Origin of the sequence: Streptococcus sp. AS14 (assembly GCF_000286495.1) — a bacterium.
Classification (GTDB): Bacteria; Bacillota; Bacilli; order Lactobacillales; family Streptococcaceae; genus Streptococcus; species Streptococcus sanguinis_P.
In genome coordinates this window covers 186,453-212,846 of sequence record NZ_ALKI01000018.1, presented here as the reverse complement: position 1 = coordinate 212,846, position 26,394 = coordinate 186,453, and the positions used below count along the sequence as shown (strand labels likewise).

The window sequence follows — 26,394 nt, the reverse complement described above, 5'->3', positions numbered from 1 at the left end:
TTCTATAATATTGTAATACTATTTCATTTTTATAGAGATTATATTACTAATTGGTGATAAAAACAAACAACAATTAGATAATATGTAAACGTTTACAAACATTGTTTTTTGTGCTATTATTATAGGGATGAAAGGAGAATGCCTATGATGAAAAGGTATAAATTGCTATTGACGCTTGCCTTGTCATTGCTGGTTTTTTGGCCATTGGGAGCTATAAAGGCAGATACGGTTAATCAGCCGCCGGAACCTGCTAACCAGTCTGAACAAGCAAGTGCTGCAGTTGTAACGGACTCTTCTGATAGTGGTGTAGGAGCTAGTGGCACGCCAAGTCAGGATAGTCAGATTGCTGCAAAAGCTCTTCCGGTCTCTGATACTTCGGCAGTTGCAGCTACTGAAACTGCTGCTTCAAATACTGAGACGGTTGCTTCAAATCAAGAAGGCAATACTGATAATTTGGTAGAAGATTCTGCCAAACCAGCGACTGCTCAGCCTGCAGAAGCTTCCTCAGAAGCTAATCAAGCTCAAGGTCAGGCAGCGAGTGATGCACCTTCTGCTTCTAAGAGAGTACAGGAGCTTGTGGCGGATATGACGCTTCGTCAGAAGATTACCCAGATGCTGATGCCAGACTTCAGAAAATGGCAGCAAGAGGGCCAGGCCTCTCAGTCTGATATGACGGAGCTAAATAAAGAGGTTGCAGAAGCGGTTGATAAATACGACTTTGGCGGAGTTATTCTTTTTGCTGAAAATGTGAAGGGAACTGCTCAAACCTTAGCCTTGACGCAGGCCCTGCAGCAAGCTGCTATCAGTAACCAAGCTAATAATGGCAAGTTGCCACTCTTGCTCGCTATTGACCAAGAAGGTGGTATTGTCTATCGCTTGGGCAGTGGGACTGCTCTTCCTGGCAACATGGCAGTTGGCGCGACGCGAGATCCAGAATTGGCTAACCAAGCAGGTCAAATCATCGGACGGGAACTATCGGCTCTAGGTTTGAATGTCAACTTTGCCCCAGTTTTTGACACAAATAACAATCCGCAGAATCCCGTTATTGGTTTGCGTTCCTTCTCTTCAGATCCCAAGGTGGTTGCCCGTTTGGGAACGGCTATGATGGAAGGTATTCAGAAATACAATGTTGCAGTAGCGGCTAAGCATTTCCCTGGGCATGGCGATACGGCGGTGGATTCTCACACTGGCCTGCCTCTGGTGGATAAGTCCTATGCGGAGCTAGAAGCGCTGGAGCTGCTGCCTTTCAAGGCTGCCATTGACAAAAACGCTGATATGCTGATGACTGCCCATATCCAATATCCTCAGATCGAAAAAGACACGGTTATATCTAAACAAACTGGGGAAACCATCTATATCCCTGCCACCTTGTCTGATGACATTATTACCGGCATTGTTCGCAAGAAATTTGGCTACAAGGGTGTGGTAGTGTCTGATGCTATGGGGATGGATGCGATTGCCAAAAACTTTGGAGAATCTGAAGCGACTATCATGGCAATCAAATCAGGTGTAGATGTGGTGCTGATGCCAACTGTCTTACGTAGCAAGAGTGATTTGGCCAAGATTGATAAGATTATCAATGATATTGAGCAGGCAGTTCAGAGAGGCGATATTCCAGTCAGCAGATTGGATGAGTCAGTGACTCGCATCTTGAATCTAAAAGAAAAACGGGGTATTTTAGACTTTGACCCATCTGAGCGTACCCAAGCTAAGGCTGAAGCAACTGTTGGATCAGAGCTAAACAGAGATACCGAGAGAAAAATCGCTGCTAGTGCAGTGACGGTAGTTAAAAACGAAGATACTGTTCTGCCCTTTAAGGTCAAATCTGGCGACAGGATTTTGATGTTAGCCGCTTATGACGATGAAGTGCCTGGACTAGAACTGGGTGTCAAGCGTCTGATAGCGGACGGAGTGATTCCAGCAGGTGTCACATACGAAGCGCTAAACTACAGCAAAACAACCAAGTTAGAAGATTTGAAAGGGAAGATTGACCAAGCAACTCACCTAGTCTTGATTTCTGAAATTGGACGACAATCTCAACTAGCCAGCGATTTCTGGCTGACAAGAGTTCCGACAGAAGTCGTGGACTATGCAAACGCAACTGGAAAACAAGCAGCTATCATGAGCATTTCTAAACCTTATGATGTAGCGAATTATCCTAATGCCAAGGCTATAGTAGCGGTTTATGGAAACAAGGGCATGGATCCAACTGAGTCTTTGAAGCCAGACAATGCCTTCGGTCCTAATATCCCAGCAGGTGTGGAAGTCATTTTCAATGGTCAAAATCATGTTGGGAAGTTACCAGTAAATGTGCCGAGTATCAAGGATGGTATCATGTCTGAGACAGAGGTTGCCTATCCTATCGGGCATGGTATCTTTTATACCGATCCAGTTAAGGAAATAAAAGTGAATGTCCCTGCATCTGCCCAGCTAGATCAGCCTTTTACAGCTACGGTTACCCTGATTGGACTAAACGGTCTAGAGAAAAATGACTACCGTCTTGCCCTTAAGATGGATACTCAGCACTTCAGCATCCTGCCAAGTCCTGACTATACCATCTCTGGCGATACTGTTCTGATTTCTAAAAAAGCCAATGATACCAATCCGGTTGAGATTGGCTTGAAAGGCTTAGTAGAAGGTCAGTTCAGTCCAGTGCTTTCCCTAACCTTGATTGACAGTCAAGGCAGAGAATTCAGCATGGGAGAAGGTTATTACAAGGAGCTTGTTCAGATTGCTGCAGCTGGGCAGAACACGATTCCAGGCCAACAAACTCCTCCTCAGTTGAGTTTGAGTTCTGTTGAACCTGTAAGTTCTCGTCGGCAGCTAAGTCAGCAGGCTGCACAGTTTAATCAGCTTCCTAAAACGGGAGACGGCAGCAGTTTGTTCTTAGTCTCGCTGGGTGCCTTGTTCTTGTTTGGGGCTGTCTATCTGTATGACTTGTCCTCTCGCAGACTATAAGCAATAAAAGAACGAGCGAGCAGTGTTGAAGAGCTCACAGTTTTACTTATTCTTGATAACATAACAAAAAGGAAGAATCCAAAGCAAGTTTGCGGTAAAAGCGGATTCTTCTTTTTTTGCTTGGAAATTTGCAGGAATGCGGTAACAGAAAGATTTGTGTATTTCCTAAAAACACACAGGCTTGAATATTTTACTCATCTGTCATCGGTTTACTATTTACTTTTTATACGCTTTTTGGTATAATAGTTCATGTTATAAAATGTAACATCAAAGGAGGTTCTATCCATGAAAGCATCAAAGTGGCTGATTGCGACTGGAGTTGCACTGAGCGCCGGGCTATTGCTAACAGCTTGTAGCCAGTCTTCATCTAGCACAAATAATTATACTTACGTTTATAGTTCAGACCCTGACAGCTTGAACTATCTTGCTACAAACCGTGCAACGACAGGTGATGTCATTTCCAATTTGGTTGATGGACTTTTTGAAAATGACAAATACGGGAACTTGGTTCCCTCTATCGCGAAGTCATGGACAGTTTCTAAGGATGGTTTGACCTATACTTATAAGCTCCGTGATGATGCTAAATGGTACACATCCGATGGTGAAGAATATGCAGAAGTAAAAGCTCAGGACTTTGTGACTGGCTTGAAGTATGCAGCGGATGAAAATTCTGAAGCTATTTATCTAGTTCAGGACTCTGTGAAGGGCTTGGATGCTTATATCAAGGGTGAAGATAAGAATTTTGAAAATGTTGGTGTCAAGGCTATTGATGACCATACCCTGCAATACACTCTGGCGCGCCCTGAGCCATATTGGAACTCTAAAACGACCAGCTCGATTCTTTTCCCAGTCAATGAAGAGTTTCTGAAAGCAGAAGGAAGCAATTTTGGATCTGTCAAGCCATCTAGCATCCTCTATAATGGTCCTTACTTGCTCAAGTCTCTGACTTCCAAGTCTGTGATGGAATTTGTCAAAAATCCAAATTACTACGACAAAGACAATGTCACTCTGGATAGTATCAAGCTGACCTACTATGATGGAAATGATCAGGAAGCGCTGATTCGTAACTTCAGCGATGGCGTTTACAGCACAGCTCGTCTCTATCCGAATAGCTCAGGCTTTGCTTCAGTCAAGAAGAAATATGCGGACAATATCGTATACAGCCCGCAAGATTCTACTTCTTATTACTATAATTTCAACTACAACCGTCAGTCTTACAATCATACTTCTAAAACAACAGACGCTCAAAAATCTGCTACCAACGAAGCAATCATGAACAAGGACTTCCGTCAGGCTATTAACTTTGCCTTTGACCGTACATCTTATGGTGCGCAAGGAAATGGTGAAGACGGAGCGACTAAGGTCTTGAGAAATACCTTAGTACCACCTAGCTTTGTTCAAATTGGCGACAAGGATTTTGGAACTGTTGTTGGAGAAAAATTAGTCAACTATGGCAGCCAATGGCAAGGAATTGACCTCTCTGACGCTCAAGACCCTTACTACAATCCTGAAAAGGCTAAGGCGAAATTTGCAGAAGCGAAGCAAGCCTTGCAGGCTAAGGGAGTTGAATTCCCGATTCACTTAGATATGCCAGTGGATCAGTCTAGCACGATTGGCGTTCAATGGGCTAGCTCAACCAAACAGTCTATCGAATCAGCTCTTGGAGCAGAAAATGTCGTCATTGACCTGCAAAAGATGAGCACAGACGATCTTAATAATATCACTTATTTTGCTAACTCTGCTGCTCAGAAAGACTATGATATGTCTACTGGTGGCTGGACTGGTGACTATCAAGACCCATCTACCTACCTTGATACTCTCAATATCAAGAACGGTGGAAGCTTGCAAAACTTTGGATTTGAACCAGGTCAAGACAATGATAAGATAAAAGAGCTAGGCTTGGATACTTATACTAAGATGCTGGAAGAAGCCAATGCAGAAACCAATGATGTGCAACTGCGTTACGAAAAGTATGCAGAAGCGGAAGCTTGGTTGCTAGATAGCGGCTTGATTATCCCGACTGTTTCACAAGGAGCAACGCCGTCGGTTACTAAATCAGTGCCATTTACAAAGGCCTACTCACCAGTTGGTGTCAAAGGTTCAGCATACAACTTCAAGCTGACCCAGCTTCAGAAGGATGTAGTAACAACCAAAAAATACGAAGCAGCTAAGAAAAAATGGAAAGAAGAAGCTACTGCGGCAAATAAAAAAGCCCAGGAAGAACTTGCAGACCACGTTGAAAAATAAAAAACGATTAACTTAGCGAGATTGGGGCTGGATTTTTCCAGCCCCTTTTTGAATGGCTTGGTCGGGCTATTCGTGGTAGAATAGAAAGAAAGACTGGAAAGAAGTGAGACAGATGCAGATAAGTATTTATAGTGCATTACCTGAGAAAGAAAAGCAGGAATTATTTGAATTAGTTCAAGAGTGTAATAAGGTAGATGGAGGCTATCGGCTGCCCTATCTGGATAATAATTATAATGCAGTTCCTGAAATGCCAGCCTTTTTCTTAGCTGAGATGGATGGCCGAACCATCGGATTTTTATCAGTCTATGCGGACGAACCTGGTCAAGCAGAGGTTTCTCTCTATGTTCTGCCGACGTATCGCCGTCAGGGTATGGCTAATCAGCTTCTGGCTGCTTTTTTAAAAGTAGGTGATAAGTATGATTTGACCGAGCTTGAGTATGTAGCAGAGCTGGTATTTTTGAACGGTCATCCCGATTTTGTTCGGAGATTTGATTACCAAGCGGATGAAGCAGAAATCTGGCTGGCACAGCCTGCTCAAACTTTTCCTCTGGAAAAGAGAGAAGGGATAGAGGTCTTGCAGGGAAGTTTGGACTTGGCAGAAGAGATTGCAGCCTTTCAGTCCCAAGTCTTTGAGACACCGCTAGATGTTACCTTGAAATACGCCCAAGAATCCATGAACAGTGGCTCCAGTCTGCTTTATATCTTGAAGAAAGATGGTAGAGTTGTGGCTTCTGTGTCGGTTGATACGGATTTTGGTACCAATTATTTCTTTGGCTTGGCGGTTGATCAAGACTTTCAGGGGCAGGGGCTAGGAAGCTATCTCTTGCTTGCAAGTATGCAGGATTTGAATGAGCTCAATGGACAGGAGTTTCAGATTGTCGTAGAAAAGCAGAATAGTCGAGCTTTGAAACTTTATAAAAAGCTAGGTTTTAAAGAGATGACAGAGGTTGTCTATCTAAAAGAAAAATAGCAAATTTGTCTCAGGTTACTCACGAACTTAAAAGGAGAAACCGGCTTCTTACAGCTGGTTTCTTTTGTTCTGCCTTGGTTTATGGTATAATGAGACGATATGTAAAGAAGGAAAATGTTATGAATATTCAACAATTGCGTTATGTGGTCGCCATTGCTAACAGTGGGACCTTTCGAGAAGCTGCGGAAAAAATGTATGTCAGCCAGCCTAGTCTGTCTATCTCTGTCCGTGATCTGGAAAAAGAGCTGGGCTTCAAGATTTTTCGTCGGACCAGCAGCGGGACTTTTCTGACTCGCCGAGGAATGGAGTTTTATGAGAAGGCTCAAGACTTGGTCAAGGGCTTTGATGTCTTCCAAAACCAATATGCCAATCCCGAGGAAGAGCGGGATGAGTTCTCAATTGCCAGTCAGCACTATGATTTTTTGCCGCCTTTGATTACTCAATTTTCTCAGACCTATCCAGAATATAAGAACTTCCGGATTTTTGAGTCAACAACTGTGCAGATTCTGGATGAAGTAGCGCAAGGCCACAGTGAAATCGGCATTATCTACCTTAATAATCAAAATACCAAAGGCATTATGCAGCGGGTGGAAAAGCTAGGCTTAGAAGTAATTGAGCTGATTCCTTTTCAGACCCATATTTACCTGCGGGAGGATCATCCTCTGACACAAAAGGAGGAGCTGGTCATGGAAGATTTGGCTGCTTTGCCGACTGTTCGCTTCACTCAGGAAAAGGACGAGTATCTCTATTATTCAGAGAATTTTGTCGATACCAGTGCCAGCTCACAGATGTTTAATGTGACGGACCGTGCAACTTTGAATGGGATTTTGGAGCGAACCGATGCTTATGCGACCGGATCTGGCTTTTTGGACAGCAACAGTGTAAATGGTATTACTGTCATCAAGCTTCGTGACAATTTGGACAACCACATGGTCTATGTCAAGCGTGAAGATGTGGAGTTGACCCAGGTCGGAGAAGACTTTGTATCAGTTATGAAAGAGTATTTTGCACAGAAAAAATAAAGTATGAAAAGAAAAATTATTATTCCTTTTGCAGTCTTGGTTCTTATTGCTGTGGACCAGCTTGTCAAGTTATATATTGTCAGCGATTTTAAGCTGGGGCAGGTCAAGAGTTTCATTCCGCATCTGGTGAGTCTGACCTATCTCCAGAATACCGGTGCAGCCTTCTCCATGCTGGAAAATCAGCAATGGCTCTTTACTTTGGTGACTTTTCTGGTTATTGGCGGAGCTGTTTACTACCTCATCAAACACCTCCACGCCTCAAAGTGGATGTTGGCTGGGCTGACCTTGGTGATTGCTGGTGGTTTGGGGAACTTTATTGACCGGATACGCCAAGGTTTTGTCGTGGATATGTTTCAGTTAGATTTTATCAATTTTGCTATTTTCAATGTGGCGGATATGTATCTAACCTTTGGTGTAGCTATTTTACTGTTGATGATTTTGAAGGAAGAAAAAGATGGAAGTAAGAATTGAGGCTTCAGTAGCTGGTCAGCGATTGGACAAGGCGGTTGCTGAGCTGACAGACCTATCGCGGGGTTTGGCTAATGAGCAGATTAAGGACGGCAGGATTTTGGTTAATGGACAAGCCAAAAAAGCCAAATATGCTGTCAAAGAAGGTGACATCATCTCCTATGAGCTGCCTGAGCCGGAAGTGGTTGAGTATGTAGCTGAGGATATTCCGCTAGAAATCGTCTATCAAGATGAGGACGTGGCAGTCGTCAATAAACCTCAGGGAATGGTCGTCCATCCTTCGGCAGGCCATACCAGCGGCACACTAGTCAACGCTCTTATGTACCACATCAATGACCTCTCTGGCATCAATGGAGTCCTCCGGCCGGGGATTGTTCATCGAATTGACAAGGACACTTCAGGGCTTCTCATGATTGCAAAAAATGACCAAGCCCATGTGGCTCTGGCTGATGAGCTCAAGGATAAGAAATCCCTACGCAAGTATTGGGCTATTGTTCATGGAAATCTGCCTAATGACCGTGGGGTGATTGAGGCTCCGATTGGCCGCAGTGAAAAAGACCGCAAGAAGCAGGCTGTGACGGCTAAAGGCAAGCCAGCTCTGACGCGTTTCCAAGTCTTGGAACGTTTTGGTGACTATAGCTTGGTTGAGCTTCAGCTGGAAACAGGCCGAACTCATCAGATTCGCGTCCATATGGCTTACATTGGACATCCTGTGGCTGGAGATGAAGTCTATGGACCGCGTAAGACTTTAAAAGGACATGGCCAATTTCTGCACGCGCGAACTTTGGGCTTCACCCATCCTCGAACTGGTGAAGTGCTGGAATTTACAGCTGAAGTGCCAGTCATTTTCCAAGAAACTTTGGAAAAGCTGCGACAAGGATAGCAAGTTCATTCATTATTAAAATACAAATTTTCCTTTGACCGCTTCAATCGCGGTCGTTTTTATTTTCCGTAAATCGTGGTATAATAAGACAATCTAGCAGTGAAGGAAAAGGAAATGAAAGCAAAGCGAATCGTATTTAAGGTGGGGACTTCGTCATTGACAAATGCAGATGGCAGTCTGTCACGCGCCAAGGTAAAGGAAATTACTCGACAGTTGGCTCTCTTGCATGAGGCGGGACATGAGTTAATGTTGGTCTCATCAGGAGCTATTGCGGCAGGTTTTTCTTCTCTAGGCTTTAAAAAGCGACCGACCAAGGTGGCGGATAAACAGGCTTCAGCTGCGGTTGGACAGGGCTTGCTTCTAGAGGAATATACAACCAATCTTCTTTTGAAGCAAATCATTTCTGCTCAGATTCTTTTGACCCAGGATGATTTTGCAGATAAGCGGCGTTACAAGAATGCCCATCAAGCCTTATCTGTCTTACTGAATCGCGGAGCTATTCCTATCATCAATGAAAATGACTCGGTGGCCATCGAGGAGCTCAAGGTCGGAGATAATGATACACTGAGTGCGCAGGTGGCAGCCATGGTTCAGGCGGACCTCCTGGTGCTCTTGACAGATGTAGATGGACTCTACACGGCTAATCCGTCTACCAATCCTGATGCCCAGCGGCTTGACAAGATTGAGAAGATTTCTTCTGAGCTGATTGATATGGCAGGCGGTGCAGGAACGAGCAACGGGACTGGTGGCATGCTGACAAAGATTAAGGCAGCAACGTTGGCAACCATGTCTGGTGTTCCGGTCTATATCTGCTCCTCACTCAAGACTGATGCTCTGCAGGAAGCTGCGGAGGAAACCAAGGATGGCAGTCTCTTTTTGGCTCAGGAAAAAGGTCTAAAAACGCAGAAGCAATGGCTGGCTTTCTATGCTAAAAGTCAAGGGGAAATCTATGTAGACCAAGGAGCAGCTGACGCCCTCAAAAATAAGGGAAAAAGTTTGTTGGTATCCGGTCTTGTATCTGTATCGGGGAGCTTTGCCTATCAGGATACGGTGACGGTTTATGAAGAAGGCAGTGGAGCTATTCTTGGTAAAGGGCGCGTGCGTTTTGGCAAGTCAGCACTTAAAGATATGCTCAAGTCCAATAAGCCTAAGGGTGTTGTGATTCATCGGGATGACTGGATTTCTCTGACACCGGAGTTGAATGATTTATTTGCAGAATTTTAGAAGACGAGGAAAGGAGAAGCGATGACCTCAACACAAGCGATTTTTGAAAAGGTTCAGAAAGTCAAGAAGACGATTAATACGGCCACAACGGCTGAGAAAAACCATGCTTTAGAAGAAATGGCAAAGCAGCTCTTGCTTTCTCGTGCGGATATTTTAGCAGCCAATGAATTGGATATGACCACGGCTAAAGGTAAGATTTCAGATGTGATGCTGGACCGCCTCTATCTGGACGAGGATCGCATTGCTGCCATGGCTGAGGGCATTCGCCAGCTGATTGACTTGGAGGATCCTGTAGGGCAAGTCTTGGGAAAAACCGAGCTTGAGAACGGTCTTGTCATCAGTAAAAAGCGGGTGGCCATGGGCGTGATTGGGATTATCTACGAAAGTCGGCCTAATGTCACCTCTGACGCTGCGGCTCTGGCTCTAAAGAGTGGTAGTGCAGTCGTCCTCAGAAGCGGCAAGGATGCCTATCAGACAGCGCTAGCCATTGTCACAGCTTTGAAAGAAGGTTTGGCTCAGACGAAGATTTCGCCGGATTGTATCCAGTTGGTTTCTGATACCAGTCGGGCTTCCGCCCAGGCCATGATGAAGGCCAAGGGATATCTGGATTTACTCATTCCTCGCGGAGGTGCTGGACTGATTCAGGCGGTTGTGGAGAATGCGACTGTGCCGGTTATTGAGACGGGTACTGGAATTGTCCATGTCTATGTAGATAAGGATGCTAATCAAACCAAGGCTTTGGCGATTATTGAGAATGCCAAGACCAGTCGCCCTTCTGTCTGCAATGCCATGGAGGTACTGCTGGTTCATGAAGAGATTGCAGAAAGATTTTTACCACGTTTGCAGAAGATGTTGGTGACTGATCGTGTTGCTGCGCAAGAAAAAACTATTGAATTACGTTTGGATGAGAAAGCGGCTCAGTATATCTCAGGCTCGCAAGCTAGACCGGAAGATTTTGATACCGAATTTTTGGACTATGTCTTAGCGGTCAAGCTAGTTTCTTCGCTGGAAGAAGCGGTGGAGCATATTGAGGCTCACAGCACCCATCACTCGGATGCCATTGTGACGGAGAACGATGCAGCGGAAGCTTATTTCACAGAGCAGGTCGATAGTGCGGCCGTTTATGTCAATGCTTCAACCCGCTTTACAGATGGCGGTCAGTTTGGCCTTGGTTGCGAAATGGGGATTTCTACTCAAAAACTACATGCCAGAGGTCCTATGGGACTGAAAGAGTTGACCAGCTATAAATACGTCATCCAAGGGACTGGTCAAGTGAGGAAATAAAGATGAAAATTGGATTTATCGGTCTGGGAAATATGGGGAGTAGTCTTGCTCGCCTAGTTTCCCAAGATGAAAGATTTAGAAGCGAATTACTCCTGGCCAATCGCAGTCGTGACAAGGCTGAAAAGATTGCTGCGGAAGTTGGTGGACAACCGGTTAGTAATGAAGAGGTTTTTGCTCAGGCAGAAGTGATTTTTCTGGGTATCAAACCGGCTCAATTTACTGACTTGCTGGCTGAGTATCAGGCAATTCTAGAAAAACGGGAGTCTATTTTGTTGGTTTCAATGGCTGCTGGTCTAACCTTAGAGCTATTAGAAAAATTTACACCTGGCCAGCATCGTTGGATTCGAATCATGCCTAATACACCAGTAGCTGTTGCCGAGGGTGTTATTACCTATAACTTATCTCAGCAGGCAAATCAAGCAGACGAAGACTTGTTGGGTGAGCTTCTGTCTTCGGCTGGCCTTTTAGTCAAACTAGAGGAAAAACAGTTGGATGCAGCGACAGCTCTTGCTGGTTGTGGACCAGCTTTCGTCTATCTCTTTATAGAGGCCTTAGCGGACGCTGGGGTGCGGGCAGGACTCAGTCGCGATATATCACTTGAACTGGCCAATCAAACTCTCTTAGGTGCTGCCAAGCTAAGTCGGGTCAGCGGGCAACATCCGGCTCAACTCAAAGACCAGGTCTGCAGTCCGGCCGGTTCGACCATCGCCGGGGTAGCCAGTCTGGAAGAAAATGCCTTTCGAGGAACAGTCATGGATGCCGTTCAAGCCGCCTACAAGAGGACGCAGGAGTTGGGGAAGAAGTGATTTAGATCTTCATTTTTTTAGATTATAGAAAGGGTGTGACATGAGAGGACAATTTTTGTCTTTACAGGATCACTCTTTTTTTCTTTGTTTGATAATCAAATAAGTCCTCTCTTTAAAACTGTGGTATAATAAGTACTATGCAAACCAAACCGACTTCTGCTTATGTGCACATTCCTTTTTGTACTCAGATTTGTTATTACTGCGATTTTTCCAAGGTTTTTATCAAAAATCAGCCGGTAGATAGTTATCTGGAGCATTTGATTGAGGAGTATAATTCTTACGACATCAAAAAGCTCCGTACCCTCTATATCGGTGGTGGGACTCCGACCGCTCTATCGGCGTGTCAGTTGGCTTTTTTGCTTGAAAAGCTGACAGACAAGCTGGACTTGTCTTATCTAGAAGAGCTGACCATTGAAGCCAATCCCGGGGACTTGGACCAGGAGAAGATTGCTGTACTTAAAGAGTCGCCTGTCAATCGGGTTTCGTTGGGCGTACAGACTTTCAATGACCGCATGCTCAAGCAGATTGGCCGCAGTCACTCAGAAAAGGACATCTATGAGAATATTGCCAATCTCAAAAAAGCGGGTTTTGATAATATCTCGATTGACCTGATTTATGCCCTGCCCAAGCAGACCATGGAAGATGTGAAAACCAATGTAGCTAAGGCTATTGCCCTAGACATTCCCCACATGAGTTTGTACAGCTTGATTTTGGAAAATCATACGGTCTTCATGAATCGGATGCGGCGGGGGAAGCTGCCTCTGCCCAAGGAGAACTTGGAAGCGGAGATGTTTGACTACATTATAGCTGAGCTGGGAAAGGCCGGTTTTGAGCATTATGAGATTTCAAACTTTTCCAAGCCAGGCTTTGAGAGTCGCCACAATCTCATGTACTGGGACAATGCGGAATATTATGGTATTGGAGCTGGAGCTTCTGGCTATGTCGATGGTGTTCGCTATAAAAACCACGGCCCCATTCGTCATTATCTGCAGGCGGTGGAAGCGGGCAATGCCCGTGTGCAGGAAGAAGTGCTGACGCTGAATGAAAAGATGGAAGAAGAGATGTTTCTGGGCTTACGTAAGAAATCAGGCGTTTCTAAAAAGCGCTTCGAGGAAAAATTCGGTCTCTCCTTTGAAGATCAATACGGAGCTGTTGTGTCTGAGCTGACTGAGCAGGGCTTGCTAGTGCCGGACAGAGACATCGTGCGCATGACCAAACAAGGCCTCTTTTTGGGGGATACGGTTGCTGAGAAATTTATATTGGAGTAAATAATGGGCTTAACTTATCAAATGAAAATGAAAATTCCTTTTGATATGGCAGATATGAATGGCCATATCAAGCTGCCGGATGTCATCCTGCTGTCCTTGCAGGTATCGGGGATGCAGTCGATCGAGCTTGGTGTCAGTGACAAGGATATGCTGGAGCAGTATAACCTAGTCTGGATTATCACGGACTACGATATTGATGTGACACGTCTGCCACGATTTGCAGAGGAGATTACTATCGAAACAGAAGCCTTAACTTATAATCGGCTCTTTTGCTACCGTCGCTTTACGATTTTTGATGAAGCGGGTGAAGCCATTATACAGATGATGGCAACCTTTGTTCTTATGGATCGAGATAGCCGCAAGGTTCGTGCCGTTGATCCGGAGATTGTAGCGCCATATCAATCAGACTTTTCCAAGAAATTACTGCGAGGTCCTAAGTATCCAGACTTGGAAAATCCTGTCAGCAAGGACTACCATGTGCGCTTTTACGACTTGGATATGAACGGACATGTCAACAACAGCAAGTATCTGGACTGGATTTTCGAGGTTATGGGGGCAGACTTCCTTACGAAGCATATTCCTAAGAAGGTCCATCTAAAGTATGTCAAGGAAGTTCGACCAGGCGGCATGATTGCTTCTAGCTATGACCTAGAAGGTCTGCAAAGCAATCATCGGATTTCCAGTGACGGCGAAGTCAATGCCCAGGCTTTAGTGACCTGGCAAGAGTTTAATCAGGAAAGTTAGGAAGAGCAGAAATGACTTATAAAGGATATTTGATTGATTTAGATGGGACGATTTATAAGGGCAAGAGCCGGATTCCGGCTGGTGAAGCTTTTGTGCATGAGCTGCAGAAGCGCAAGATTCCCTATCTTTTCGTAACCAATAATACCACGCGAACGCCAGAAGCAGTGCAGACCATGCTGGCTGAAAATTTCAATATTGAGACGCCACTTGATACCATTTACACAGCAACTCTGGCTACCATTGACTATATGCAGGAGAAAAAACTGGGCAAGAAAGTCTACGTTATCGGTGATGTCGGGCTTAAACATGCCATAGAAGAAGCTGGATACATAGAGGATACAGAAAATCCAGACTATGTAGTAGTGGGGCTGGACTGGGAAGTGGATTACGAGAAGCTGACAATAGCGACTCTGGCTATTCAAAAGGGTGCTCACTTTATCGGAACCAATCCAGATCTAAACATTCCGACTGAGCGAGGTTTGCAGCCGGGAGCTGGCGCAATCAACGCCCTCTTGGAAGCAGCCACTCGGGTTGAACCGACCTTTATCGGCAAGCCCAATGCCATCATCATGGAAAAAGCCATAGAGCATCTAGGGTTGGCGCGTGAAGAAGTGGTCATGGTGGGCGATAACTATCTGACAGATATTCGAGCAGGAATCGACAACGGCATTCCGACTCTATTGGTTACGACAGGTTTTACCCTGCCAGAAGAAGTGCCCAATCTGCCGATCCAACCGACGCATGTCTTGTCCAGTCTAGCGGAGTGGGATTTCGATGCGTGATAAGTTGAGATTTTCAGCCAGCGCTTTGTGCTTGTTGGCAGCAGCGATATTGCTAACCATTTATCTGGCTTGGCTCTTATACCCGATGGAGATTTCTTATTTCAACTTGCCAGATAAAGTATATTTGAAAGCAGAGACCATCCAGTATAATTTTAATATTTTGATGAATTACCTGACCAATCCTTTTAATCAGAAACTGGCGATGCCAGATTTTCGTTCGTCAGCAGCAGGGCTGCATCATTTTCAGGCGGTCAAGTATCTTTTTCACTTGGCGCAAGCTATTTTTCTAATAACTTTGCCGGCTTTGATTTTCTTTATCAAAAAAGTGGTTAAAAAGGGATTTTTGAGTCTTTACAGACGGGCTTTTCTGGTGATTAGTCTCTTGCCGCTTGTCTTAGGTGTACTGGCCTTTCTGATTGGCTTTAATAGTTTTTTTACACTCTTTCATCAAGTTCTCTTTGCCGGAGACAATACCTGGATGTTTGATCCAGCCAAGGATCCAGTCATTTGGATTCTGCCAGAAGAATTTTTCATGCACGCCTTTATTCTTTATGCTTTGCTTTATGAGGGAATCTTTTTGACCTTGTATTTCCTGAGCAGAAAGAGTAAAGAGCAAGCTTAATATAGGAGATTTTATGTATTATATACCCGAACCTTTAAATCCTAAAAAAGATCTAGGACGATTTTCAGCGACTTGCTTTACTTATTTATGGGTTATGCTTGCTGCTGTCTTCATTTACGTATTTGTTGCCTTTTTTGTCATCATGCCAGGACAAGGTATGGACATTCAAAAGACGCAAGACATTGTTACCAAATTCATGGAAAAGGACGGCGGAGCCTATATTCTAGCTTCCTGTCTTGGGGTTCTTACTTTCACGGTGTCTAGGGGTAAGCAGCTCTTTAAATACGACCTTCGTCGCAAGGGGCGGAAAATGACTCCTAAAGTTTTCTTTTATATGATTTGCTTCCTTTTGTTCGCCCAATTGTTTACAGCTGTTGTCAATCAGCTCATGGAGGCTATCATTCAGCTCTTCAATCTGGATCTTTCTGGAATGGAATCAGGGAGCGGCGGTTCTGAGACACTGACTATGCTGATTTATTCATCTTTGATGGCTCCTGTTACGGAGGAAATCATTTTTAGAGGTGCTGGATTGCGAGCGTTAGAGAAGCATGGAAAGGTTTTTGCCATTCTTTTGACTGCGATTTTGTTTGGCCTTTTTCACGAAAATCTTTATCAGTTTTATTTTGCTAGTTTGATTGGTTTAGGTTTTGGCTATATCGCTTTTGAGTATTCGATTATCTGGTCTATCATTTTTCATGCTCTCAATAACTTTGTCATAGCAGAAGGGATAGCTTTTCTTTCAAAAAAAGCTCCAGAGCCTATTGTTAACATCGTTTTTTACGGCCTATTAATCGCTGGCAGCACAGTATTTCTTTTGCTTTTAATCTTGAAGTGGCCAAAATTTAAGGAATACATTGACGCCAATCGTTCGCTCCCAGGGACCTACCGACAGGCTTTTAAGTCAGTCTGGTTCTGGGTTCTGGTTGTGTTTACTTTTCTTGGAACTTTTCTGCCTGTCATGGCAGCCTATCTTGTATCATTGATTAATAATAGCTAATTGCCTTTTATTTGGCATTTATGCAACGATATGTAAGGAGTTGGATATAGTCCAGCTCTTTTTTTGTTCGGTAAAAAGATAGAAATTGAAAGTTTTTGATAGAAAATGCTTGACATTGAAAATTAAAGAGGTATAATAATAATCGTAAACGATTCCAAAGGAGGTGCTTTATGCTGAAGTCGGAAAGAAAGCAAGTTATTCTAGAGACAGTCATAAGAGAAAAATTTGTCTCTTTAGACTATCTAGTACATGCTTTAAACACTTCAGAATCAACTATCAGAAGAGATTTGGATGAACTGGAGAGCGAGCATAAACTGCGACGAGTTCATGGTGGAGCCGAGAGCCTTCATTTTCTACAAGAAGAGGAGAGTAATCAGGAAAAATCTATCAAAAGCATTCAAGAAAAGACAGCTATTGCCAAGATGGCAGCAAGCTTGATTCAAGAGCATGATGTGATTTTTATTGATGCGGGGACAACCAATGAGCTTTTAGTTAATGAGCTGCATGACCCTAGAGTGACAGTCGTCACCAACTCCATTCACCATGCGACCAAGTTGGTAGAGCGCAATATCCCGACGGTCATTATCGGCGGAAAGGTCAAGCGCTCAACAGATGCCAGCATTGGCGGTGTTGCCCTAAATCAAATCGGTCAGTTGAATTTCGATAAAGCCTTTATTGGAATGAATGGCATTGACGATGGCTTCTTTACCACTCCAGACATGGAGGAAGGAGCTGTCAAAAGAGCTATTTTGGAGAATGCTAAGAAGACTTATGTCTTGGCTGATCTTTCTAAACTAGGACAGACGTCCTTTGTCAAGGTTGCTCCTCTTGCCAAAGCAAGCATTATTACTAATCAAACGGAATCAGAAGTGATTCAAGCGCTGAAAGAAAAAACGGAGGTGATTGAGGTATGATTTATACTGTCACACTAAACCCTTCCATCGACTATATTGTCCGTCTGGACAAGGTCCTTATAGGAAGCGTCAATCGGATGGACAGTGACGATAAATTCGCTGGCGGAAAGGGAATCAATGTTAGCCGAGTTCTCAAACGTCTAGGTATTGAGAATACAGCGACTGGCTTTATCGGTGGTTTTACTGGCAAGTTCATCACAGATACTCTGGAAGAGGAAGGAATCTCAAGCCATTTTGTAGAAGTTGAGCAGGATACTCGTATCAATGTCAAAATTAAAGCAGATGCTGAGACAGAAATTAACGGACCTGGTCCAGAAATTTCCAGTCAGAAACTAGAAGAACTTGAGAAGTTCCTTTCTTCTCTGACTTCAGAAGATACAGTAGTCTTTGCGGGTAGCAGTCCTAAAAATCTAGGAAATGTTGTCTACAAGGAGCTGATTGGATTAACCAGAAAGACGGGAGCACAAGTCGTCTGTGATTTTGAAGGACAGACATTACTTGATTCATTAGAGTTTGAGCCGCTCTTGGTTAAACCAAACAATCACGAACTAGGTAATATTTTCGGAGTCAAGCTCGAAAGCTTGGATCAGATTGAGAGTTATGCCCGTCAAATCTTAGACAAGGGTGCCCAGCATGTGATTATTTCCATGGCTGGTGACGGTGCTTTACTGGTAACTCAAGAGGGTGCTTATTTCGCTAAACCTATCAAGGGCAATGTGAAAAATTCTGTTGGTGCTGGCGACTCTATGGTGGCTGGATTTACCGGAGAGTTTGTCCGCTCTGGCGATGTTATTCAAGCTTTCAAATGGGGAGTGGCCTGTGGAACGGCGACCACCTTCTCAGATGATTTGGCGACAGCTGATTATATAAAAGAAATCTATGAAAAAGTAGAGGTAGAAAAAATATGAAAATTCAAGACTTACTAAGAAAAGATGTGATGTTGCTGGACTTGCAGGCAACCGAGAAAAAAGCTGTTATCGAAGAAATGATTCAAAGCCTAGTGGATCATGGCTATGTGACAGACTTCGAGACTTTCAAAGAAGGGATTTTGGCTCGTGAAGCCTTGACTTCTACAGGTCTGGGTGATGGAATCGCTATGCCTCACAGCAAAAATTCCGCAGTGAAAGAAGCGACTGTCCTTTTTGCCAAGTCAAATAAAGGTGTCGATTATGAAAGTTTGGATGGCCAACCAACTGATCTTTTCTTCATGATTGCAGCTCCAGAAGGTGCTAACGACACTCACTTGGCAGCCTTGGCTGAATTGTCCCAATACCTGATGAAAGATGGCTTTGCGGATAAACTGCGCCAAGTTACTTCGCCTGATCAGGTGATTGAGCTTTTTGACCAAGCTTCAGAAAAAGCAGAAGAACCTGCTGTTGTTGAACCTGCCAATGAAGGCGGAGATTTCCTTGTAGCTGTAACAGCTTGTACGACAGGGATTGCACACACCTACATGGCTCAAGAGGCTTTACAGAAGGTTGCAGCTGAAATGGGTGTCGGCATCAAGGTTGAAACCAACGGTGCTAGTGGTGTTGGGAATAAGCTGACAGCAGAAGATATTAAAAAAGCTAAAGCTGTTATCATCGCGGCAGATAAGGCCGTAGAGATGAATCGCTTTGACGGCAAGCCGTTGATCAATCGTCCAGTTGCAGATGGTATTCGTAAGACAGAAGAACTCATCAATCTGGCCCTTTCTGGAAATGCTGAGGTTTACAAGGCAGCTAACGGTGGTGGTGCTGCAGAATCCAGCAATGAGAAAGTTAGTCTGGGTGGCGCTTTTTACAAGCACTTGATGAGCGGTGTTTCCCAAATGTTGCCATTCGTTATTGGTGGCGGTATTATGATTGCCATTGCATTCTTGCTGGATCAGATCTTAGGAGTGCCAAAAGATCAGCTTTCTAATCTAGGAAGTTACCATGAGATTGCAGCTCAGTTTAAAGCAATTGGTGGAGCAGCCTTTGGCTTCATGTTGCCAGTATTAGCTGGTTATATCGCTTACTCAATCGCTGAAAAGCCAGGTCTGGTTTCTGGTTTCGTAGCTGGCGCAATTGCGAGCAGCGGTGCATCATTTGGCGGTGTTGCCTATGCTGAAGGCGGTCAGAAAACTCTTGATTTAGTTGGTGTATCATCAGGTTTCCTTGGTGCTTTGGTAGGAGGATTCTTAGCCGGTGGTGTTATCTTGCTTCTTCGCAAGCTTCTTGCAGGTCTGCCTCGTTCACTTGAAGGTATCCGTTCAATCTTGCTCTTGCCTCTTCTGGGCGTTCTTGTGACTGGATTTGTGATGTTGGCGGTCAATATTCCAATGTCAGCAATCAATACGGCCTTGAACGATTTCTTGGCAAGTCTGAGCGGAAGCTCTGCTGTCCTTCTTGGCCTCTTGGTAGGCGGTATGATGGCTGTCGATATGGGTGGGCCAGTTAATAAGGCGGCTTATGTATTTGGTACTAGTACACTTGCAAGCACTGTTTCAACTGGTGGTTCACCTGTTATGGCAGCAGTTATGGCAGCTGGTATGGTTCCGCCTTTGGCAGTATTTATTGCAACTCTTTTGTTCAAACATAAATTTACTGAAGAAGAACGTGATTCAGGTTTGACAAACATCGTCATGGGACTATCTTTCATCACAGAAGGAGCGATTCCTTTTGGAGCTGCTGACCCAGCCCGTGCTATTCCAAGCTTTATCGTAGGTTCAGCTCTAACAGGTGCTCTTGTAGGATTGTCAGGTATCAAGCTCATGGCTCCTCACGGAGGAATCTTCGTTATCGGTTTGACAAACAATCCAATCCTTTACTTGGTATATGTATTGATTGGTGCAGTAGTCAGCGGTATTATCTTTGGTTACCTGCGCAAACCACTTGAAAAATAATATTTAAAAGAATCTCGCTTTTGTTAGTGAGATTCTTTTTTGTGTTTTCCAGCCTGCAAATTTTAGCATGGAAACTTCGCTCGATATATGGTATAATGGGCCTATCGCATATTTTTAGGAGAATAAAAATGAACATACAGCGCGAAAAAGAATTTGTTAGTCAGTACCATTTTGACGCCCGAAATTTTGAGTGGGAAAAAGAAAATGGAACACCTGAAACCAAGGTTGATGTGAATTTCCAATTGGTCAAAAGAGATGTCGAAGCCCACACAACTTCATTGATCGTGATTTTGACTTTTATGATTGTTTTTGAGAATTTTGTTATCAGCGGAACCATTTCGCAAGCCAACCATATTCACGGTCGACTTATTGAGGAACCGAGTGAATTTGACCACGATGAAGTAGAAGAGCTGGCTCGGCCTTGCCTAACTATGCTCAATCGCTTGACTTATGAAGTGACGGAAATTGCTCTGGATTTGCCGGGCATTAATTTGGAGTTTTAATCATGAAGTTAGCGGTTATCACAGATTCATCGGCCTATCTGCCGGCTTCGCTGCTGGAGAATGAAAATCTTTTCGTCTTGGACATCCCGGTCGTGATTGACGGTGAGTCTTATGTCGAAGGCAGAAACTTAACAGCCAGTGAATTTTATGAAAAAATGGCTCAGTCAGATGAACTGCCCAAGACCAGTCAGCCTAGTATTGCTGATTTAGAAGAGATTCTCACCATTCTAGACGGCAAAGACTATACCCATGTTCTGGGGCTCTTTCTATCTAGCGGAATTTCTGGTTTTTATCAAAATATCCAGTATCTGAAAGATGAATTTCATGGTTTGAAAATCTCCTTTCCAGATTCTAAGATTACCAGCGCTCCGCTTGGTATTATGGTTCAATCTGCTCTAGAGTGGGCGGAAGAAGGGCTGGAGTTTGACACAATTTTAGCTAATGTCCAGAAGCAGATTGATGGCACCAGCGCTTTTATCATGGTAGACGACTTGAACCACTTGGTCAAAGGAGGACGCCTGTCTAACGGCGCAGCTATTCTGGGAAATCTGCTCAGCATCAAGCCTATTCTGTATTTTAACGATCATGGTGTAATAGAGGTTTTTGAAAAAATTCGGACGGAGAAGAAGGCAACTAAGCGTATGCTGGAACTTGTCCAAGAAAGAACAGCAGGCGGTGCTTATCAGATTATGGTTATCCATGGCAATGCGCCAGAAAAAGCAGCCGAGCTTCAGCAGAATCTGCTAGACAGCGGTATTACTGGCGAAGTTCCTATCGCAACCTTTGGCAGCGTCATTGGAACGCATCTAGGCAAGGGGAGCGTTGCACTTGCTTATATTCCTGTGGTTTGATTGTCTGAGTGCCTGAGCTTGTCTCTGTAAGGAGGAGAAACATGAGTATCAAAGTTATTATTGCTGGTTTTAAAGGGAAAATGGGTCAAGCAGCCTATAAAATGGTGACAGAAGATTCGGAACTAGAATTAGTTGGACTGCTGGATCCTTTCACGGATGAAAAAGAAGTGGCTGGTGTTCCTGTTTTCAATGCTAAGGAAGAATTGGCTGGACTGGAAGCCCATGTCTGGGTTGATTTTACAACCCCTAAAGTAGCTTATGAAAATACTCGCTTCGCTCTGGAACAGGGATTTTGCCCAGTGGTCGGAACGACAGGTTTTACTCCAGAACAGTTGGAAGAGTTAATCACATTGTCTAGGGAAAAGGAGCTGGGCGGATTGATTGCTCCGAATTTTGCTTTGGGAGCTGTTTTGCTGATGCAGTTTGCAGCACAGGCAGCCAAGTATTTCCCGAATGTAGAAATCATTGAACTACATCATGACCAGAAAAAGGATGCACCGAGTGGGACAGCTATTAAGACAGCCGAGCTCATCAGCCAAGTCAGATCAATCAAGCAGCAGGGAGCTACTGATGAGGAAGAGTCTATAGCTGGCGCCCGCGGAGCTGATTTTGATGGCATGCGTATTCATTCGGTTCGCTTGCCAGGTCTGGTTGCCCATCAGGAAGTGATCTTTGGCAGCCAGGGAGAGGGATTGACCCTGCGACATGATTCCTATGACCGTGCTTCCTTTATGACAGGAGTTAATCTTGCCATTAAAGAAGTTGTCAAACGCTCAGAATTAGTCTATGGATTGGAACATTTACTATGAGATTAGAAACTCTGCCTTCTGAATTTCAGGAGGCTTTGCCAGTATTAGAGAAGATAAAAGCAGCTGGCTTTGAAGCTTATTTTGTTGGGGGCTCTGTTCGAGATGCCCTTTTGCAGCGACCTATTCACGATGTGGATATCGCTAGCTCTAGCTATCCTGAGGAAACCAAGCGTATCTTTGACCGGACAGTTGATGTGGGAATTGAGCATGGAACCGTCTTGGTTCTGGAAAATAACCGTGAATACGAGGTGACGACTTTCCGGACCGAGGATGTCTATGTGGACTACCGCAGGCCAAGCAAGGTTTCTTTTGTGCGCTCTTTGGAGGAAGATCTCAAGCGACGTGATTTTACCATCAATGCTCTAGCTTTGGATGAAAACGGTCAAGTCATCGATCTTTTCCAAGGTTTGGATGATTTGAAAAATCGGATTTTGCGGGCAGTTGGGACTGCTGCAGAACGCTTTAATGAAGATGCTCTACGCATCATGCGGGGGGTTCGTTTTCAGGCCGCCTTGGATTTTGATCTGGAGCAAGATACTTTTGCGGCTATGAAGGATTGTGCCCCCTTGCTTGAAAAGATTTCGGTTGAACGAATTTTTATCGAGTTTGACAAGCTCTTGCTGGCTCCATTTTGGCGCAAGGGTTTAGAGGCACTCTTGACAAGCGGTGCCATAGAATTTTTGCCAGATTTGAAGGGAAGCAGAGCTAAGTTAGAAAGGCTCTTTGACTTGGTTTCAGATTTCCGATTTTCAGCGTCAGAGCAGGCTTGGGCAGCTCTTTTACTGGCCTTGGATGTGCAAAATGTCAAAGGTTTTCTGAAAAAATGGAAGACTTCTCGTGAATTTGCCAATAAAGTAGAAGATCTGGTTGAGATTGCGGTTATTCGCTCAGAACGAGACTTGACCAAGCGCGACTGCTATGACTATGATATTGACTTATTGCTACAAGCAGAAGAGCTTCGGCAGGCGCAAGGTTTGGCAGTGGATTTCTCTGCTATTCAGAATATTGACACCAGTCTGACTATTCATAACAAGCAGGAAATGGTGGTCAATGGTGGCATGCTGATGCGGGAGTTTGACTTTGAGCCAGGACCAAAACTGGGCCAAATTCTGAAAGAGTTGGAATACGCTATTGTAGATGGCCATTTGCCTAATGACTTAGAGGCTATTTACGCCTATATCAAGGAGAAAAAATGAGCGATTTTATCGTTGACAAGCTAACCAAATCAGTAGGAGATAAGACTGTTTTTCGGGATATTTCCTTTATCATTCATGACCTAGACCGGATTGGTCTGATTGGTGTCAATGGAACTGGAAAGACAACGCTGCTGGATGTCTTGTCGGGCAAGTCGGGCTTTGACGGGGATGTCAGCCCTTTTTCTGCTAAGACAGGCTATAAGATTGCTTATCTGACTCAGGAGCCTGATTTTGATGAGGAGCAGACGGTGCTTGACACTGTTTTGTCTAGTGATTTACGGGAAATGCAGTTGATTCGAGAGTATGAGCTGCTCCTGACGGCTTATGATGAAAGTCAACAGTCTAGGCTAGAAGCGGTTATGGCCGAGATGGACTCGCTCCATGCTTGGGAAATCGAAAGCCAGGTCAAGACGGTCCTGTCCAAGCTTGGTCTGACAAATCTGTCGCTTAAGGTCGGTCAGTTATCAGGAGGTCTTCGTCGTCGAGTTCAGCTGGCCCAGGTTCTCTTAGGTGATGCAGATTTGCTCTTACTGGATGAGCCGACTAACCACCTAGACATTGATACCATTGAATGGCTGACGCATTTCTTGAAAAATTTAAAGAAGACCGTCCTTTTCATCACCCACGACCGCTATTTCTTGGATAATATTTCAACTCGGATTTTTGAGCTGGATGGCGGTCGCTTGATTGAATACCAAGGAAATTATCAAGACTATGTCCGTCTCAAGGCGGAGCAAGATGAGCGGGATGCGGCCTTGCTTCATAAGAAACAGCAGCTGTACAAGCAGGAGCTATCCTGGATGCGGCGGCAGCCTCAGGCTCGGGCAACCAAGCAACAGGCTCGTATCAATCGTTTCCATGACCTCAAGAAGGATTTGGTCGGTCAGACGACTGACAGTAATCTGGAAATGAACTTTGAAACCAGTCGTATCGGTAAGAAAGTCATTGAGTTTCAAAATGTAGACTTTGCTTATGATCAGAAGCCTATTCTCTCTCAGTTCAGTCTTTTGATTCAGAACAAGGACCGTATTGGGATTGTCGGAGATAACGGTGTCGGCAAGTCAACCTTGCTCAATCTGATTGTCGGTAAACTTCGGCCTCAGGCTGGTCAGCTCATTATCGGAGAGACAGTCCGAGTCGCCTATTTCTCTCAGCAGATCGAAGGCTTGGATGAGTCTAAGCGGGTCATCAATTACCTGCAAGAAGTGGCCGAGGAGGTCAAGATAGGCGGTGGAACGACCTCCATTGCAGAGCTCTTGGAGCAATTTCTTTTTCCACGCTCTACACATGGAACTTTAATCGAAAAGCTTTCTGGCGGAGAGAAAAAGCGTCTTTATCTGCTCAAACTTCTCTTGGAAAAGCCCAATGTCTTGCTTCTGGACGAGCCGACTAACGATTTGGATATCGCAACTCTGACAGTCTTGGAAAACTTTCTGCAAGGCTTTGCAGGTCCAGTCATTACAGTCAGCCATGACCGCTATTTCCTAGACAAGGTAGCGAGCAAGATTTTGGCTTTTGAGGATGGAAGTATCAGAGAGTTTTTCGGGAATTACACGGATTACCTGGATGAAAAAGCCTTTCTAGCAGAAAGATCTGCTATTTCTCAAAAGACTGAAAAGGAAAAATCAACCAAGGTGCGCGAGGAGAAAAAGCGCATGTCCTACTTTGAAAAGCAGGAGTGGGAGTCTATTGAGGCTGATATCGAGGCGCTGGAAGAGCGGATTTCTGAGATTGAAGTGGTCATGCAGGAGAATGGTTCTGACTTTGCTCGCCTGTCTGAACTCCAGCAAGAACTGGATGAACAGAATGAGAAATTGTTGGAAAAATACGAGCGCTATGAATACCTAAGTGGGTTAGATGGATGAAAGAAGTAGTGTTTAGACAGAGCTGGTTGAAAATATTCCTTTTTGCTTTATTGGCGAGCGCTCTTGCTGTCTTTATGACTGCAGTTCTTGTATTACCATCTAAAAACGGATACCTATTATTTGACTCCAATATTTCTGTGATTGAAAAAATGTTTTTGGTGATAGGTACAATTGTTTTTGATTTTCTGTCTATTTTAGTATGGCTTTGTTTGTTTAGAGATAAACGTTTTTTTCATCTAACGGAACAGGGATTTTACTTCAGACCCCTTCTTTTTAGAGAAGTTTCGTTTTATAGTTGGGAAGAAATCCAGAGGATAGACTATAGAATTGAACGTATTCGACATTATGGGAAGATCCAATTATTCAATAAGAGACATATTTTGACAGTTCATTTCCATTCTGTAAATCTTCCTCTTTTAAAAAGAAGAAGAACTGCTTATAGAAAGAGTAAAAAAATGAAGTTTGGAATCCCTGAGTCGTTAGAAATTACTCTTATGTTACTGAAAAAAGAGAAGCCAAAACATATTTATGAAACGATGATGGATTACCATAATCAATGGCGAGCAAGTCAGAAGGATAATTAAGGTGAAGATATAGTCCGAACAGTTTCATATACTGTTAATCTAAAACCTTTAGAGATGAAACGGAGGCATCTATGAAACTAAGATTGGAAAATAACGACTCAAAGACAACACAAGAACTGGGAAATTTAATCAGAGCCTACAATCAATCTAAGAGGGAGCCATCCAAAAGTGAGCCTCTTAATATCTATGTAGAAGATGAACAAGGAAATCTGCTGGCTGGTATGGCGGCCGAAACTTTTGGAAATTGGCTGGAGATTGAGTATTTGTATGTGAGCGAGGATTTGCGAGGGCAAGGCATGGGCTCAGAAATACTGTGCAAGGCTGAACAGGAAGCTAGAGAAAGGAAATGCAAATATTCGTTTGTGGATACGTATCAGTTTCAAGCCCCAGATTTTTATAAAAAGCACGGCTATACAGAAGTGTTTGCGCTGAAAGACTATCCGTATACTGGTGAAAGATATTATTATACAAAAGAGTTGTGAGTTAGGATGAGTAAATATAGAAAAGATTATTGGTGAAAAATAGTGCAAG

Annotated in this window: 24 protein-coding genes; all 24 read left to right on the top strand. The window is 44.0% G+C overall.

Annotation, left to right across the window (positions count from 1 at the left end):
- The first annotated feature begins 138 nt into the window (after nucleotides 1–138).
- Nucleotides 139–2,958 (top strand): glycoside hydrolase family 3 N-terminal domain-containing protein, encoded by a 2,820-nt coding sequence (locus HMPREF1150_RS01015; protein ID WP_032905766.1) that lies wholly within the window; start codon nucleotides 139–141, stop codon nucleotides 2,956–2,958.
- A gap of 285 nt (nucleotides 2,959–3,243) precedes the next feature.
- Nucleotides 3,244–5,205 (top strand): peptide ABC transporter substrate-binding protein, encoded by a 1,962-nt coding sequence (locus HMPREF1150_RS01020; RefSeq protein ID WP_009660311.1) that lies wholly within the window; start codon nucleotides 3,244–3,246, stop codon nucleotides 5,203–5,205.
- A 112-nt stretch (nucleotides 5,206–5,317) separates the two neighbouring features.
- Nucleotides 5,318–6,175, top strand: coding sequence for a GNAT family N-acetyltransferase (locus tag HMPREF1150_RS01025; RefSeq protein WP_009660480.1), 858 nt, complete (start codon nucleotides 5,318–5,320; stop codon nucleotides 6,173–6,175).
- A gap of 119 nt (nucleotides 6,176–6,294) precedes the next feature.
- Nucleotides 6,295–7,197, top strand: coding sequence for a LysR family transcriptional regulator (locus HMPREF1150_RS01030; RefSeq protein WP_009660400.1), 903 nt, complete (start codon nucleotides 6,295–6,297; stop codon nucleotides 7,195–7,197).
- A 3-nt stretch (nucleotides 7,198–7,200) separates the two neighbouring features.
- Nucleotides 7,201–7,668, top strand: coding sequence for a signal peptidase II (lspA, locus tag HMPREF1150_RS01035; protein WP_009660454.1), 468 nt, complete (start codon nucleotides 7,201–7,203; stop codon nucleotides 7,666–7,668).
- Nucleotides 7,652–8,548 carry an RluA family pseudouridine synthase gene (locus HMPREF1150_RS01040; RefSeq protein ID WP_009660506.1) on the top strand — a complete coding sequence of 299 codons (897 nt, stop codon included), beginning with the start codon at nucleotides 7,652–7,654 and terminating at the stop codon, nucleotides 8,546–8,548. The genes lspA and HMPREF1150_RS01040 overlap by 17 nt, the downstream gene beginning before the upstream one ends.
- A 114-nt stretch (nucleotides 8,549–8,662) precedes the next feature.
- On the top strand, nucleotides 8,663–9,772 hold the full coding sequence (proB, locus tag HMPREF1150_RS01045; RefSeq protein ID WP_009660525.1) for a glutamate 5-kinase: 1,110 nt from the start codon (nucleotides 8,663–8,665) through the stop codon (nucleotides 9,770–9,772).
- A 21-nt stretch (nucleotides 9,773–9,793) separates the two neighbouring features.
- Nucleotides 9,794–11,056, top strand: coding sequence for a glutamate-5-semialdehyde dehydrogenase (locus HMPREF1150_RS01050; protein WP_009660437.1), 1,263 nt, complete (start codon nucleotides 9,794–9,796; stop codon nucleotides 11,054–11,056).
- 2 nt (nucleotides 11,057–11,058) lie between these two features.
- The gene (gene proC, locus HMPREF1150_RS01055; protein WP_009660521.1) at nucleotides 11,059–11,862 is read left to right on the top strand and encodes a pyrroline-5-carboxylate reductase; all 804 of its coding nucleotides are present in this window, start codon (nucleotides 11,059–11,061) and stop codon (nucleotides 11,860–11,862) included.
- A 137-nt stretch (nucleotides 11,863–11,999) separates the two neighbouring features.
- Entirely contained in the window at nucleotides 12,000–13,130 is a 1,131-nt protein-coding gene (gene hemW, locus HMPREF1150_RS01060; protein ID WP_009660414.1) for a radical SAM family heme chaperone HemW, read from the top strand.
- 3 nt (nucleotides 13,131–13,133) lie between these two features.
- The gene (locus tag HMPREF1150_RS01065) at nucleotides 13,134–13,874 is read left to right on the top strand and encodes an acyl-[acyl-carrier-protein] thioesterase (protein WP_009660378.1); all 741 of its coding nucleotides are present in this window, start codon (nucleotides 13,134–13,136) and stop codon (nucleotides 13,872–13,874) included.
- Nucleotides 13,875–13,885: 11 nt separating this feature from the next.
- Nucleotides 13,886–14,656, top strand: coding sequence for a TIGR01457 family HAD-type hydrolase (locus HMPREF1150_RS01070; protein WP_009660325.1), 771 nt, complete (start codon nucleotides 13,886–13,888; stop codon nucleotides 14,654–14,656).
- Nucleotides 14,649–15,278 carry a TIGR01906 family membrane protein gene (locus tag HMPREF1150_RS01075; RefSeq protein ID WP_009660495.1) on the top strand — a complete coding sequence of 210 codons (630 nt, stop codon included), beginning with the start codon at nucleotides 14,649–14,651 and terminating at the stop codon, nucleotides 15,276–15,278. Before HMPREF1150_RS01070 ends, HMPREF1150_RS01075 begins: the two co-directional genes overlap by 8 nt.
- A 13-nt stretch (nucleotides 15,279–15,291) precedes the next feature.
- A complete protein-coding gene (locus HMPREF1150_RS01080) occupies nucleotides 15,292–16,275 on the top strand; it encodes a CPBP family intramembrane glutamic endopeptidase (protein WP_009660387.1) in 984 nt (327 codons plus the stop codon).
- A gap of 170 nt (nucleotides 16,276–16,445) precedes the next feature.
- Nucleotides 16,446–17,189, top strand: coding sequence for a DeoR/GlpR family DNA-binding transcription regulator (locus HMPREF1150_RS01085; protein WP_009660338.1), 744 nt, complete (start codon nucleotides 16,446–16,448; stop codon nucleotides 17,187–17,189).
- The gene (pfkB, locus tag HMPREF1150_RS01090; RefSeq protein ID WP_009660276.1) at nucleotides 17,186–18,097 is read left to right on the top strand and encodes a 1-phosphofructokinase; all 912 of its coding nucleotides are present in this window, start codon (nucleotides 17,186–17,188) and stop codon (nucleotides 18,095–18,097) included. The genes HMPREF1150_RS01085 and pfkB overlap by 4 nt, the downstream gene beginning before the upstream one ends.
- On the top strand, nucleotides 18,094–20,055 hold the full coding sequence (locus tag HMPREF1150_RS01095) for a fructose-specific PTS transporter subunit EIIC (protein ID WP_009660519.1): 1,962 nt from the start codon (nucleotides 18,094–18,096) through the stop codon (nucleotides 20,053–20,055). Before pfkB ends, HMPREF1150_RS01095 begins: the two co-directional genes overlap by 4 nt.
- A gap of 128 nt (nucleotides 20,056–20,183) precedes the next feature.
- On the top strand, nucleotides 20,184–20,558 hold the full coding sequence (locus HMPREF1150_RS01100) for a DUF1149 family protein (protein ID WP_002915309.1): 375 nt from the start codon (nucleotides 20,184–20,186) through the stop codon (nucleotides 20,556–20,558).
- Nucleotides 20,559–20,560: 2 nt separating this feature from the next.
- Complete coding sequence (locus tag HMPREF1150_RS01105) at nucleotides 20,561–21,409, top strand: DegV family protein (RefSeq protein ID WP_009660293.1); 849 nt, start codon at nucleotides 20,561–20,563, stop codon at nucleotides 21,407–21,409.
- Nucleotides 21,410–21,450: 41 nt separating this feature from the next.
- On the top strand, nucleotides 21,451–22,218 hold the full coding sequence (gene dapB / locus HMPREF1150_RS01110) for a 4-hydroxy-tetrahydrodipicolinate reductase (protein ID WP_009660475.1): 768 nt from the start codon (nucleotides 21,451–21,453) through the stop codon (nucleotides 22,216–22,218).
- Entirely contained in the window at nucleotides 22,215–23,414 is a 1,200-nt protein-coding gene (locus HMPREF1150_RS01115) for a CCA tRNA nucleotidyltransferase (protein ID WP_009660413.1), read from the top strand. Before dapB ends, HMPREF1150_RS01115 begins: the two co-directional genes overlap by 4 nt.
- Nucleotides 23,411–25,279 carry an ABC-F family ATP-binding cassette domain-containing protein gene (locus tag HMPREF1150_RS01120; protein ID WP_009660389.1) on the top strand — a complete coding sequence of 623 codons (1,869 nt, stop codon included), beginning with the start codon at nucleotides 23,411–23,413 and terminating at the stop codon, nucleotides 25,277–25,279. The genes HMPREF1150_RS01115 and HMPREF1150_RS01120 overlap by 4 nt, the downstream gene beginning before the upstream one ends.
- The gene (locus tag HMPREF1150_RS01125) at nucleotides 25,276–25,863 is read left to right on the top strand and encodes a hypothetical protein (protein ID WP_009660439.1); all 588 of its coding nucleotides are present in this window, start codon (nucleotides 25,276–25,278) and stop codon (nucleotides 25,861–25,863) included. Before HMPREF1150_RS01120 ends, HMPREF1150_RS01125 begins: the two co-directional genes overlap by 4 nt.
- A gap of 71 nt (nucleotides 25,864–25,934) precedes the next feature.
- Nucleotides 25,935–26,345, top strand: a complete 411-nt coding sequence (locus HMPREF1150_RS01130) for a GNAT family N-acetyltransferase (protein ID WP_009660530.1) — start codon at nucleotides 25,935–25,937, stop codon at nucleotides 26,343–26,345.
- Nucleotides 26,346–26,394 lie beyond the last annotated feature (49 nt).